The sequence below is a fragment of the Sphingomonas sp. Leaf10 genome (genome assembly GCF_001421245.1).
Taxonomy (GTDB): domain Bacteria; phylum Pseudomonadota; class Alphaproteobacteria; order Sphingomonadales; family Sphingomonadaceae; genus Sphingomonas.
In genome coordinates, this window is the sequence record NZ_LMKE01000002.1 from 70,435 (window position 1) to 83,852 (window position 13,418).

13 protein-coding genes are annotated in these 13,418 nt (G+C 68.6%); 1 reads left to right on the forward strand and 12 read right to left on the reverse strand.

Annotated features, from left to right (window positions below; all coding sequences use genetic code 11):
* Positions 1–11: 11 nt before the first annotated feature.
* From ASE59_RS05025 to ASE59_RS05080, 12 genes are all read right to left on the reverse strand, one after another.
* The gene (locus ASE59_RS05025) at positions 12–266 is read right to left on the reverse strand and encodes a FliO/MopB family protein (RefSeq protein ID WP_056453087.1); all 255 of its coding nucleotides are present in this window, start codon (positions 264–266) and stop codon (positions 12–14) included.
* Positions 266–562: a flagellar motor switch protein FliN gene (fliN, locus tag ASE59_RS05030; RefSeq protein ID WP_056453091.1), complete on the reverse strand. Its 297-nt coding sequence runs from the start codon at positions 560–562 to the stop codon at positions 266–268. Before fliN ends, ASE59_RS05025 begins: the two co-directional genes overlap by 1 nt.
* Positions 559–1,512, reverse strand: coding sequence for a flagellar motor switch protein FliM (locus ASE59_RS05035; RefSeq protein WP_056453093.1), 954 nt, complete (start codon positions 1,510–1,512; stop codon positions 559–561). Before ASE59_RS05035 ends, fliN begins: the two co-directional genes overlap by 4 nt.
* A gap of 6 nt (positions 1,513–1,518) precedes the next feature.
* Positions 1,519–2,196 carry a flagellar basal body-associated protein FliL gene (gene fliL, locus ASE59_RS05040; RefSeq protein ID WP_056453096.1) on the reverse strand — a complete coding sequence of 226 codons (678 nt, stop codon included), beginning with the start codon at positions 2,194–2,196 and terminating at the stop codon, positions 1,519–1,521.
* 11 nt (positions 2,197–2,207) lie between these two features.
* Complete coding sequence (locus ASE59_RS05045) at positions 2,208–4,538, reverse strand: flagellar hook-length control protein FliK (protein WP_156359882.1); 2,331 nt, start codon at positions 4,536–4,538, stop codon at positions 2,208–2,210.
* A 76-nt stretch (positions 4,539–4,614) separates the two neighbouring features.
* A complete protein-coding gene (locus tag ASE59_RS05050) occupies positions 4,615–5,043 on the reverse strand; it encodes a hypothetical protein (protein WP_235515650.1) in 429 nt (142 codons plus the stop codon).
* Entirely contained in the window at positions 5,036–6,364 is a 1,329-nt protein-coding gene (locus ASE59_RS05055; RefSeq protein WP_056453105.1) for a FliI/YscN family ATPase, read from the reverse strand. The genes ASE59_RS05050 and ASE59_RS05055 overlap by 8 nt, the downstream gene beginning before the upstream one ends.
* Positions 6,358–7,149: a FliH/SctL family protein gene (locus ASE59_RS05060; protein ID WP_235515651.1), complete on the reverse strand. Its 792-nt coding sequence runs from the start codon at positions 7,147–7,149 to the stop codon at positions 6,358–6,360. Before ASE59_RS05060 ends, ASE59_RS05055 begins: the two co-directional genes overlap by 7 nt.
* The gene (fliG, locus tag ASE59_RS05065; protein WP_056453109.1) at positions 7,127–8,134 is read right to left on the reverse strand and encodes a flagellar motor switch protein FliG; all 1,008 of its coding nucleotides are present in this window, start codon (positions 8,132–8,134) and stop codon (positions 7,127–7,129) included. The genes ASE59_RS05060 and fliG overlap by 23 nt, the downstream gene beginning before the upstream one ends.
* Positions 8,131–9,834: a flagellar basal-body MS-ring/collar protein FliF gene (fliF, locus tag ASE59_RS05070; RefSeq protein ID WP_056453112.1), complete on the reverse strand. Its 1,704-nt coding sequence runs from the start codon at positions 9,832–9,834 to the stop codon at positions 8,131–8,133. Before fliF ends, fliG begins: the two co-directional genes overlap by 4 nt.
* Position 9,835: 1 nt before the next feature.
* Complete coding sequence (fliE, locus tag ASE59_RS05075; protein WP_056453118.1) at positions 9,836–10,201, reverse strand: flagellar hook-basal body complex protein FliE; 366 nt, start codon at positions 10,199–10,201, stop codon at positions 9,836–9,838.
* On the reverse strand, positions 10,198–11,466 hold the full coding sequence (locus ASE59_RS05080) for a sigma 54-interacting transcriptional regulator (RefSeq protein ID WP_056453120.1): 1,269 nt from the start codon (positions 11,464–11,466) through the stop codon (positions 10,198–10,200). The genes fliE and ASE59_RS05080 overlap by 4 nt, the downstream gene beginning before the upstream one ends.
* Positions 11,467–11,700: 234 nt before the next feature.
* Here ASE59_RS05080 and ASE59_RS05085 point away from each other — a divergent pair.
* Positions 11,701–13,418 (forward strand): flagellin hook IN motif-containing protein (locus ASE59_RS05085; RefSeq protein ID WP_082458106.1); only part of this gene is annotated, 1,718 nt, incomplete at its 3' end.

The following is a 13,418-nucleotide window of genomic DNA, read 5'->3' on the forward strand; positions in this document are numbered from 1 at the left end:
CGCCAGCCCGATCACTTGTCGCCCCGGTCGAGCAGCGTCACCCCGTTACGGCTGACCGACACCAGCAACAGCCGGTTCTCGAACTCCAGCACCGCGATCTTGGTGCCGGTCGACACCATCATCGTCTCACGCACCTTGACCAGCCGCTCACCCTGATTGCCGGGCATCCGCGCTTCGAGCCGGCGCCACAGATACAGGCAGCCGATCATCAGGCCGCAGACCAGCGGCAGGAGGATGACGAGCTTCAGGATGTACGACCACATCATCAGCGGCTGACCCGCTTGTCGGGGCTGACCAGTTCGGTCATCCGCACACCGAACCGGTCGCCGACGGTCACCACTTCGCCCCGCCCGATCAGCGTGCCGTTGACGAACACGTCGAGCAGTTCGTTGGCGCCGCGGTCCAGTTCGATCACGCTCGATTCGCTGAGCGCCAGCAGTTCGCGTAAGCTCAGCTGCGTCGAACCGATCTCGACGGTCAGGCGGACGTCGACATCCTGCAACAGCTTGAAATTGGCGGCGAGCGACGCTTCGGCGGGGAAGCCGCCGGTCATCTCGTTCATTGGAATTCCTCTTCGAAACCGGGGTCGATGGAGTTCAGCTTGATCGCGGCCTGCCCGTTGGCGGTGCCGACCGTGCCGGTGCCCAGCCGCCGGTTGGACACCCATACCGGCACCTGCGGCCCGAAATTGATCGGGATGATGTCGCCTTCCTTGAGTTCGAGCAAGGTGGCGAGCGAAACGACCGGTTCGGCGAGGACCGACCGCACCGGCAGCTTCACGCCCATCACCGCGCGCGTCAGCCCCGACCGCCATTTCGAATCGGGTTCGCTGCGGCCATGGACCTTGGTCGACAATTGCGGCGCATGGGGCTTGAGCGCCGCAACCGGATAGAGGATGTCGATATAGGTCGGCAGCATCGCGTCGCCGACCTCGAGCGCGAAGCGGGTGGCGATCACCGCATCCTCGCCATCGATCGCACCCATCATCGCCGGATTGGCCTCCGGCGTGCCGGGTTCGAACGCGATGCCGGCCAGCGGCCCCCATGCTTCGCCCAGCGGCGCGGCGATGGCAGTCGCCAGCCGGCGCAGCATCGCTTCGGCGGCGGGCGAGAATTCGACCGGCATCGGATTGGGTGCTTCGCCGAACCCGCCGAAGAAGATGTCGAGCGTTTCGAGCAGGAAGGTGCCGTCGATGACCACGATCGCCGGGCTTCCCCCGGTCGACAGCGTCAGCGGCACCCACCCGGTCAGCCCGTGGGCGCGGCGCGCGGCGCAATAGCCCGCGAACCGGTCGACCTCGACCGGCTCGGCCCAGCTCTTGACCCCGCGCCTGAGCAACGGCTCGAACACCTGTCGCAGCGACCGCGCCATGCGGGCCGAGAGGTGATCGAGCGCCCGCAGGTCGCCGAACGGATTGAGGTTCGCCGCGCCCAGGCTCGGCGCATGCGACGCAGCCGCCGTGCGGCGACTCCGTTCGCTGCCTTCGGGCGCGGTGGACGGGCTGTTAACCATGCACGTTTACTGAACCACAAACGTGGTAAAATAAACGTTACCGATGCCGCCAAAGCCTTCCTTTTGCTCCAAAGTGTCGTTGATCGCCTTCTTGATGCGCAACGACAGCTGTTTTTTGCCCTCCGGCGTGAACACCTGATCCTCGGTCGTCTCGCCCAGCGCGAGCAGGATCGCCGAGCGAATCGCGATCTCGTGGGTCTTCAGATTCTCGATCACCTTGTTGTCGTACGAGGTAGAGATCGCGACGCCCACCTGAATGAAGTGCGTGCTGTCGGACAGGTTGGAGGTGAACTCCTTCTCCATCGCATAATAGGTCGATGCCCAGCGATCGCCGCCCTCCATTTCGGGCGTCGGCCGGCTGTTTTCGTCGCCATGCTCGGCGGCGCCGCCCTCGCCGCCGCCTTCGCCGCCGCCGTGACCGCCGCCTTCACCGCCTTCACCCCCGGCGCCGGCCTTCACTTCCTCGGACTTCGGGACCAGCTTGGGCAGGTCCTTCTTCTCATGGGGTGGTTCCTTCTCGCCATGATCGCCGCCGCCGCCGATCAGGCCCGACGAACTGGCATACAGGCCCGCGCCGACGCCCCCGCCCAGCAGGGCGACGACGCCGACCACCATGACCAGTATCTTGACCAGCTTGCCCTTCTTCTTCGCCGGCTTTTCCTCCGGCGTCTCCTTGTCGCTCATGTCGTGCTTCCTCAGGCGATACGATTATCGGTTCGGGTGGATGGCGCCTGCGTGTCGGCAAAGGCGGAGCGGGGCGCGCGCGGCTGCGACGATCCCTGATCCTGTGCCTGACGCTGCGATGGCTGTTGCTGCGTGCCGACATCGACCTGCATGCCGCCCAGTTTCAGCCCGCGCGCCTCGGCCATTTGCAGCAGGCGCGGCTGCGCATCGGCGAGCAGGCGGCCGGCATCGGCGTTCTCGCTGCTCAGATGCACATGGACGCGGCCGTCCTCCGTGGTGCGGATCGCGACCTCGACATCGCCGAGCGCATCGGGCGACAGGCGGATGCGGGTCTCGCCCTGCGTCGGCGATGCGTCGCGCAGGGTTTCGATCCGGTCGATCATCCCCTCCACCCAGTGCGGCTGGCGGGTGTCGAGATGCGGTTGCTGGGCGGTGACCGGCGCGGACACCGGGCGCAGCGTCGCGGCATCGATCGCCGGGGCGGCGGGCGTCGGCAGCGGCGGCGCATCGTCGTCACGGCGCGGACGCGGGGCGGGGGCGTCGGCCAGCACGACCTCGGCCACCGTTTCCGGGGCGGGCGCGGATGCGACGCGGGTGACTGGCGGTGCCTTCACCGGCTGCACGGTCGGCGCGGCGACCGACACGACCGGCGCGCTCGCCTCCCCGGCGATCGTCTGGCGATTGGGGGTCAGCGGTTCGGCGACCGGTTGGGTCGCCATGGCGCGTTCGCCCGGCAGCGTGAATGCTACCGCAGGCTGATCGATCACCACCGGATCGGCCGGGCGGGGTGCCGCGTCGGCGATCGGCGCGCGGACGGTTTCGGCGACCGCAGCGCGCGCCGGTTCGGCCGGACGGGCGGTCGGTTCCGCGATCGGTGCCTGCACGGCGGGTTCAGCGATCGGCGCACGCGATGCCTGTGCGGCGGGCGTGCCGACCGGGGTGGCGCGTGCGGTGGTGGTCGGTGCCGCCCGGCGGGGGGCGGCGACCGGCGCGGCCTGCACGACCGAAGGGGCAACGACCTGCGCGACCTTTTCGGGTTGGACGCCCTGGGGTTGAGCGATCGGCGGCAGCGGTTGCGCCACGACCGGCGTCACCGGATTGGCAGCCTGCGCAACCGGGCCGGTGGTGGGGAAGGGCACGTCGCCGACGACCCGATCGACCGCCACTGGCTTCGACGCGAGCACGGTTTGCGGATTGGCCGGGGCGACCGCCGGTATCGCGGCCGGATCGGCCGGCAGTTCGACCTGCCATGCGGCCCGGACCGGATCGACGACCGGCGCACCGGGCATCGCGCCACGGTCGACCGGAGCGAAGCGCGGGGCGGGGGCCGGGGTCGAAACGGTCGGCGTCTTGGCCGGCTGGTCCGATCGACGCACGTTGCCGACTAGCCCGGGCGCGACCGACCGGCGACCGGTCGGTTCGGGCGTGCCCGGCGGCGTGACGACGGCGTCCGGACGCGGCATCCCCGCGATGGCCGCACCCGTGCGGGTTGCGTCTGCTCGAACCGGCCGGGCAACCGTCGGCGAAGCCGCGACCGGCATTCCCTCCACGTCGCTGGCGACGGGGCGCGACGGTTCGGTCACCGCATGGTCGGGCTGGGCAGGGCGATCGGCTGCGATCTGCCGGTCACCTTGCGATACCGGTCCGGCGACAGCGGGCGTGGGCGGGGCGGCGGTGGGTTCGGCGTCCGGTACCTTCGGCCCGATCACCTTCATCTCTGGCGTCACGTCCTCCGGCACCGGCGCCAGCGCGCCGGCGGGTATCGCGACCATCGGTGGCAGGTCGATCGGGGGCGCATCGCTCGGCACGACCAGGATCGGCGCATCGCCATCCTCGACAGCTTCGGCCACTTCGGCATCGTCGCTGTCCGGCGTCGGTAGCGCCGGTTCGTCGGCCGCGCGCCGCGTGCGTACCGGCAGCGGCGGTGCGAACCGGGCGGGCATTGGCTGGATCACGGGTTCGGGTTTGGGGTCGGGTTGCCGCGCCACGACCGGCGCGTCCTCGGGCAACAGTTTCAGCCCACCGACGACCGCGGCGGCGACCGCGACCGGCACCGCATCACGCGCCGCCGGTTGCGCGACCGGTTCGGCGGGCACCATTGCGATCGCCTCGCTTGCGGACACCGGCAGGACCGGCGCGACCACCGGTGCGGGCGCGGGTGCGACCGGGGTGGTAAGTACCGGCACGCCGGCAGCCGCGACCGGCGGTACCTGCGTCACCGGCAACGCCTTGCCGGGATCGGCAGCCACCTGCCGCCCGTCGTCGCCGCTTTCCGGCAGGATGCCGGCGAACAGCGCCGCAAACGCGTCCGCCGCGACGCCGGCCATCGGCGTGGCCTGCATGGCGAGCGGGGAAGCGGTACTGGATAGGGCGGAGAGAAGCTGCATAGGTCGATCCGTCAAGCGTTCGACCGGTCGATCAGCAAGGATCGTGCCGATTGGGTCGGCGCACCGGCGGCGCATTTTCCATCGCACGCAATTCACGCATCGCGCGCGCGGCATGGGCGCGTTCGAGCAGCTTCTCGACCGCGCTCTGGTCGCGCTTGGCGGTCATCGTCGCCGATCGCGCGCGCTCCAGCCCGGCATCGGCCTGCACCACGCGCTGTTCGACGACCTGCGCCGTCGCGTGCAGCCGCTCGCGATAATGGGCGGCGGCGCCCAGCCCGGCGGCGGTCGCGCTGGGGGTCGGCACCGGCGACACCGCGTCGGCCAGCGTGCGGATCCGGTCGCGCAGCGCGATCTCGTCGGCGACCCGCGCGGCGGCGCGCGCCTCCTCGGCCTGTGTCAGGTTGAGCTGCATGGTCCGCACGCGCAGCACCCGCGACAGCCGCTTCGCCTTGTCAGTCACCGAAAATACCCACCAACTCGGAGACGGCATCGTCCAGCGACACGATCTCGTCAGAATCCTGCTTCACATATTCCATGACGGCGGGATGGGCGGCGAGCGCGCCGTCGATCGCGGCATCGGTACCGGGGCGATAGGCACCCATCAGCACCAGATCGCGATTTTCCTCATACGTCGCCAGATGACGGCGCAGCACCCGCGCGGCGGCCAGATGCGGCCGGTCGGCGATATCGGTCATCACGCGGCTGACCGACGGCCCCAGATCGATCGCCGGATAGACGCCGCGCTCGGCCAGTTGCCGGCTGAGCACGATATGCCCGTCGAGGATCGATCGCGCCGAGTCCACCACCGGATCGCTATTGTCGTCGCCATCGGCCAGCACGGTATAGATCGCCGTGATCGACCCGCCGGTGCGGACACAGGTGCCCGCGCGTTCGATCAATCCCGGCAGCATCGCGATGGCGCTCGGCGGATACCCGCGTGCCGATGCCGGTTCGCCCAGCGCCAGGCCGATCTCGCGCCCGGCATGCGCCACGCGGGTCAGCGAATCGATGATCAGCAGGACCTTCTTGCCCTGTTCGCGAAACGCCTCGGCAATCGCCGTCGCGCGCAGGGCACCGCGAATACGCAGCACCGGCGAATGGTTGGCCGGCACCGCGACCACCACCGACCGCGCCCGCGCGTCGCCCTTCAGCTTGGTTTCGAGGAAGTCGGACACTTCGCGGCTGCGCTCGCCGATCAGGCCGACGACGATCACATCGGCCTTGGCGGCGCGGACCATCATGCCCAGCAACACCGACTTGCCGACGCCCGATCCGGCCATGATGCCGACGCGCTGTCCCTGACCGATGGTCAGCAGCCCGTTGATCGCGCGGACGCCGACGTCCATCGGCTCCAATACGCGGCCACGATCCAGCGGCGACTGGATACGTCCGGCCAGCGGCCAGCGGCCCGCCCCCCGGATCGGTCCCTTGCCGTCGATCGGCTTGCCCGCGCCATCGACCACGCGGCCCAGCATCGCCTCGCCGACCTCGGCCTCGCCCGGCTTGTCGCCCGGCCGCACCAGCGCACCCGGCAGCAGCGGGGCGGGGCCGCCCAGATTCATCATCAGCGTCTTGCCGTTTCGAAAGCCGATCGCCTCCGCCTCGATATGGCCGCCATCGCCGGTGCCGACCTGGCACACGGTCCCGACCGGCAGCGACAGCCCGACCGCTTCCATCAACAGCCCGTCATAGGACGACAGCCGCCCGGCGACGCGCGCGCGCGGACGGAACCCGGTCGGGGCAAGGGCGCCCAGATAATCGTCGGCGAAACGGTTCAGCATGATACGGGCACCGGTACGGTTTCGATGGCGGCGCCCAGCTGCTCCAGCCACAGCGACGGGCCGTCCTCGACCACGGTCGACGCGGTTTCGAGGACGAAGCCACCCCGCTCGACCCCCGGATCGGCGACCGGGAACACGGCCTTGGGCAGCTTGCCCTCGACCAGCGGAATGTCGGTTTCGTGCATGCGCAGGATGGCCGATTCGGCACTGTCGGCCAGCAATTCGGCGGCGGCGTCGATGCGTTCGGCCAGATGGTTGGCGGACACGCCGACTTCGCCGACGATCTGTCGGACCAGCGTGAGTACCGTCTGGCGCAACCGCGTCGCCATCGCCTCGCGGTCGATATGCGTCGCGGTGCCCAGCGCCTCGGCCAGCCGTGCCAGCAGCGCATGGTCGCGCGCGTGGTCGGACTGGCTGGCGGCGGCGGCAGCGGCCAGACCCTCGGCATAGCCGGCGGCATGCGCCTCGGTGACGGGGTCCAGCGTGGTGACCGCGACGTCGCCGGCACTGGCGCAGAACGGGTCCCAGCCTTCGGTCGGGTTATGATCGGGATCGGCCGGGCGGAAATGCTTCGGACCGCTCGGCGTCGGCGCCTCGCCCGGGGCCGCCGCGCCGAAATCGGCGGGACGGACCGGCACGACGCCGGTTTCGGCGAACGGATCGGGCGCACCGAAGGCACGCGCGAGGATATCGGCAGCGGCGACGTGGCGGCTGGCGAAACCGGCGACGAAACCGCCGGCGACGGCGCGGGGGGCGGCGCTCTCAAACATAATCGTCGTCGCCACCGCCCATCATGATCGTGCCGTCCTTGGCCAGCTGGCGGGCGACGGTGATGACGCCCTTCTGCGCGTCAAGCACCTCGGCCAGCTTCATCGGCCCGCGTGCCTCGATCTCGTCGCGGATACCGTCGGCGGCGCGCGCCGACATGCAGCCGAGGAACCGGTTGCGCCCGGTCTCGTCGACGCCCTTCAGCGCCCGCACCAGCAGGTCGCTGTCGACGTTGCGGATCAGCACGCCCAGATTCTTGTCGTCCATCTCCAGCAGGTTGTCGAACACGAACAGCTGGTCCTCGATCTGGCGCGCGATGTCGCGGTCGATCTTGGCCAGTTTCGGCATGACCCGGTTCTCGGTCGCCTTGCGCCCCGACGACAGGATCTTGGCGGCGTCCTTCGCCCCGCCCAGCTGTACGCCGGTACCGCTGGTCCGCCCGGTCGAGCGGCGCGACAGCATCGACTTCAGCGTATCGATCGCCTCGGGCGTGATCGGGCCAAGCTTGGCGATGCGATGCAGGATCTGCGGCTGCACCACCTCGGGCAGCCCTTCCAGCACCTGCGCGGCGATGGCGGGGTCGAGATTGGCGAGCAGCACGGCGGCGATCTGCGGATGCTCGTCCTTGATCAGGCTGACGATCTCGCTCGCGTCCATCCAGTCGAGCAGCTCGATCTGGCACGCGGTCTCGACCGGCGTGATCTTGGCCAGCACGCTCTCGGCCTTGTCGGCGCCCAGCGCGCGGTTCATCACCGTTTCGATATGCGGGCGCGGATCGAACCCCACGGTCGTCCGCTCGCGCGCCTTGTCGACGAAATCGTCGAGCACGACCGTCACCTCGTCCTCGCTGACATCGGCGACAGTGAACATCGCCTTGCCCAGCTGCTGCACCTCTTCCGGGTCCAGCTTCTGCAGGATCGCGGCGGCTTCCTCCTCGCCGACCAGCATCATCAGGACGGCGGCGCGTTCGACACCGCTATGGATACGGGTGGGGGCGTTCACTGCTTGGCATCCGACTGGATCATGTCACGCACGGCCAGCGCGGCGCGCGCCGGATTGTCGCGGGTGAAGCCACGGACCAGCCCGACCCGGTCGTCATAGCTGCGCGCACTTTCCAGCATCTCCATGCTCACCGGCTCAGGCTCGGCGGGTTCGACCGGTCCGGCCAGCGCGGCCCGCGCGGCGGCTTCCTGCGCGGCGATGCGGGCGGTTTCGGCGGCAGCCTCGGCCTTGCGCTTCTCGTTGATCGCCTTGACCATCGGCCGGACGCCCATGAACAGCACCAGCAGGGCGATGATCAACGCGGTGCCGTTGCGCGCCGCCATCGGCACCCAGTCGGCATCGTACCACGGCCGCGCCACGTCACCGGCGACCGCATCGGGCGAGAATTTGCGGCTGATGACCGTCACCGTGTCCTGACGCTGCTGATTGAAGCCGACCGCCGCCTTCACCAGGTCGTTGATCTGCTGGATCTCGGCCGGGGTGCGCGGCTTGCCGCCGTCGGCCTCGCGCAGCAGCACCGCCACCGACAGCCGCCGGATCGATCCGGGGGCGGCACGGGTGACCGACACTTCCTTGCCCAGATCATAGGCGCGGTTGAAATTCTCGCTGGTCTTGACCGGCGGGGTGGCACCCGGGGCGGTGCCCGGCTGCACGGTGGCCCCGGCCGGACCCGGCGTCGCGGTCGCCAGCGTCGATGCAGCGGGCGCGGTGTTGGACAGCGCACCGGGAATTCCGCCGGGCGTCGTCTCGCCAGGGGTATTGCCCTGCCAATTGCCCTGTTCGGCGCGGACCACGCCCTGCTTGTCATAGCTTTCGCGCGTCGCCTGGCTCTCGTCCAGATCGACATCGGCCTGGATCTCGGCCGAGAAATTGCCGGCACCCAGCAGCGGGGTCAGCAGCGTGTTGAGCTGCGCGCGATACTTGTCCTCGATGCGGCGCTGATAATCGATCCGCTCGTCCGACAGCGTGCTGGCATCGCTGCCGTCGCTCGGCTTGCTCAGCAGCGCGCCCATCTGGTCGATGATCGTCACCTGATCGGGCTTCATCCCCGGCACCGAGCTGGCGACGAGGTTGACGATCGAGCGGACCTGCGCCTGCGTGAGACTCCGGCCGGGTTCGAGGCGGACGATGACCGACGCCGATGGCTGGGCATTGTCGCGCACGAACACCGACGATTCGGGCATGGCGAGGTGGACGCGGGCATCGGCGACCGACTCGATCTCGCCGATCGACTTGGCCAGCTCGGTCTCGCGCGCCTGGCGCAGCCGCTCGCCTTCGACGGCGCGCGACACGCCCATCGGCAGCTGGTCGAGGATCGCATAGCCGCCCGGTGCCGCCTTGGGCAGGTCCTGTCCGGCCAGCAGGATGCGGGCGCGGTGATAATCGTCTTCGCCGACGGTGATCCCGCCCGAATCGTCGACACTGCTGTCGATCTTCGCCGCAGTCAGCGCGTCGACCACCGCCTGCTTGTCGCTGTCGGGCAGCTGCGGGAACAGCACGCGCTGCGGCGGGGTGGCCAGCGCCATCCACGCCATCGCCGCCGACAGCACCAGGACGACGATGAAGATCATCGGCAGGCTGCGCTTGACGGCGGGGTTCTTCATGATCCCGCCGATCTGCGTCAGCGGGTTGGCGAATTTGGCGGGGGCTGCGGGGGCGGGAACGCCGCCTGCGCCGGTGGTGGCGAGTGCGTTTTCCATATCAGACCGGCATGCTCATGATGTCCTTGTAGGCGGACAAAAGTTTATTTCTGACCTGCATCGTCGCTTCGAAGCCGACCGATGCCTGCTGGCGCGCCATCATCACCTTGGCGATGTCGACGGTCTCGCCGCGTTCGTACATCGCCGACAGTTCGCTCGCCTTGTTCTGCTGCGCGTTCACGCCCTTCAGCGCGTCGCCCATCGCATCGGCGAAGCTTGCCGGCTTGGCGGGTTCGGCCGCCGGGGCCTGGGCCGCCGCGACCTGCGTGTTCGCCTTCGACAGCGCCTGATTGCGCTCCAGGATCTGCGCGCGAAGCTGCATCACCCGGTCGACGCCCATCGCGCCGCCGACACCACCGACGCTCATGCCGAAGCCGCCACGGCTTGCGCGGGCGTCAGCATTTCGCCGGCCTCACGCGCCTTTGCCAGGCGGTAGCGCAGCGTGCGCTCCGAAATGCCCAGCCGCCGTGCGGTCTCGATGCGGTTGCCGCCACATTCCTCCAGCGTCCGGCGGATCGCGGCGAATTCATGGATCTGGACGATGTTGGTCAGCGTGGCCCCGACCGGTTCGACGGCGCGCGGCGCGGCGATCGGGCCGGCGCGATCGAACACGATGTCGTGCGCCTCGATGCGGTCGCCCATGCCCAGCAGCAGCGCGCGCTGGATCACATTCTCCAGCTCGCGGGCATTGCCCGGCCAGTCGTGCCGGACCAGCATCGCCAGCGCCTCGTCCGAAATCCATGGCAGCGTGTCGCGGCCGGCGGCATGGCGCACGACCATCGCCGCCGCCAGCGCCGCGACATCGCCCGGCCGATCGGCAAGGGCACGGGTCGACAGCGGGAACACGCTCAACCGGTAATAGAGATCGGCGCGGAAGCGGCCGGCGGCGACTTCGTCCTGCAAGTCGCGATTGGCGCAGGCGACGACGCGGACATCGACCGCCTCGGCCTGGGTCGCACCGATCGGCACGACCTCGCGTTCCTGCAACACGCGCAGCAGCTTGGCCTGCAACGGCAGCGGCATTTCGGCGATTTCGTCGAGGAGCAGCGTGCCCCCATGCGCCGCGCGGAAGAACCCTTCGCCCGCCGCACCCGCCCCGGTGAACGCGCCCTTCACATGCCCGAACAGCATCGCCTCCAGCATGGTTTCGGGAAGTGCTGCACAGTTGATCGCGATGAACGGGCCGGCGGCGCGGCTGCTTTCGGCGTGGATGGTGCGCGCCAGCACTTCCTTGCCGGTGCCGGTCGGGCCATTGACCAACACGGTGATGTCGGCGGCGGCGACGCGGCGCGCCAGCGCCTGCAGCGCAAGGCTCTCGGGATCGGCGGCGACCGCGACATGCCGGCCGCACAGCAGTGCCGCGGCAAAGGCATGGGCCAGTTCGGTATCGGCATGGGTGTAGCACAGGCGGGCGGGGCGGCCGTCGGCGAACGGCGTCGCGCTGACCGGCCCCTCGGCCAGCACCAGCGTGCGCGACGCGATCAGCGGCACTTCGCCTTCCATGATCAGGAACACATCGGCCGGGCCCGGCTTCTGCCCGGCATTGGCCAGCACGAACCCCTGCGCGCGCAGCGACGACACGAGCGTGAACTTCGAAGCGAGGACGGCAGCGGATGGATAGATCGAGCGCATCGGTTGATGATTCCCCTGTACGGCACCTCTTTGCCGGCAGGCTGGTTAACACCCGGTAAAATGTTGCCCGATTCGGCTCTGTATGCCGCGTGCGCTCCCCCGCGCGCGCGAGGGGCCAATTTTTTCGCTTAAACCCCGCCGACCCGTGCCGTTTCTCCGGGCAGCAGCTTCGTTCCCGATTGCTTCATCAGGGGGGACCACGGGGCGCTGGAAGTCAGACTGGAGGACACACCCATGACCGTTATCGGATCCAACATCGGATCGCTCCGCGCCGCCAACGCCTCGTCCGCCGCGAACGATGCCCTGAAGGCGTCGATGGAACGCCTGTCGACCGGCAAGCGCATCAACTCGGCCAAGGACGACGCCGCCGGCCTCGCCATCGCCACCCGCATGACCAGCCAGATCAAGACCATGGCAGTCGCAGCGCGCAACGCGAACGACGGCATCTCGATGGCGCAGACCGCGGAAGGCGCGCTGGGCGAAGTCACCAACATGCTGCAGCGCATGAAGGAACTGGCAGGGCAAGCCGCTAACGGCTCGCTGGGTGCGTCGGAACGCAAGTCGCTCCAGTCGGAAGTCGGCCAGCTGACCGCGCAGATCAACGACATCTCGACCAAGACCAACTTTAACGGAATCAACCTGCTTGACGGTTCGGTGAAGTCGGTGACGCTCCAGACCGGTTCGCAGGCTGGGCAGACGACCTCGGTCTCGCTCGCCAACACCTCTGCGAGCGCACTGGGCCTGAACGGCTACCGTGTCGAAGGTCAGGCAACCACCGGTCGCATCAGCAGCGCTTCGATCGGGGCATCTGACATTCAGATCAACGGTAAGGACGCGTTCGCAGCCGCTCTCACCAGCGGAACCGCCGAAGACACTGCCGCCGCGATCAACACCAACACCGGCCAGACGGGCGTTTCGGCGACCGCCTACAACACGCTGACCGGCGGCCCGATCGCACAAGGTGGCGTGACGACTGATGGTGCGTTCAAGATCAATAACGTGTCGATCACCGGTGCGACTGCCGAAGAACTGGTCACCAAGATCAATCGCGACGTGGGCGGAGTAACCGCGCAGCTCAATAACGAAGGCAAGATCGTTCTGTCGAACGACACCGGCAAGACGATCACCATTGAGGGCACTGATGCCGGTAAGGCCGGTTTCACGGCTGGTACCGCAGGCGCAGCGAAGGATTACGGCGGCTTTGTCGCGCTGAACAGCGCAAAGGGTGAGGCGATCGAGATCAAGCGCGGCTCGGCCGGTACTGCTGCCGATTTCGTAGCCTTGGGTCTCAACGAGACGACGAGCTCCGATGGCGTCAAGGGGTCGACCACCGGCGCAGGCTCGCTTGACGGGACCGACGACCTGAAGCTCAACGGCGTTACCGTTGGCAGCTCGAACGATGCTTCGGCCGCTTCCAAGGCTGCTGCCATCAACGCGGTCAGCAAGGACAGTGGCGTTACCGCGACCGCAACCACCACTGCGACGATCAAGCTCGACTCGGCGAAGCTGGTGGCTGCAAACACCATCAACATCAATGGCGCGACGGTCGCGCTTTCGGACGCCAACTCCGACAGCAAGATTTCAATGTCGGATGTGGTTGCCAACATCAATGGCGCGGGCATCAGCGGTCTGGTTGCGTCGAGCGACAAGGACGGCAACCTAATTCTGACGTCTTCGACCGGCAACGACATCACGATCAAGGATGGTACTGTCGCCACGTCGGCAGGCATGGCGATCAGCATGGCGGGCGACGACGGTACCGCAGCAACCGGCACGACCGCCGGCGCGGCTGGCATGACGTTGCGTGGTCGTGTCGAACTGAAGTCTGATACCGGTGCGGAAATCCGCGTCGAAGGCTCGACGACCACCCTCGCCAAGGTTGGTCTGGCCGCTCAAGGTGGCTCGGACTCGATGGTCGGCGGCGCACTGAACGTCTCGACCCAGGCGAATGC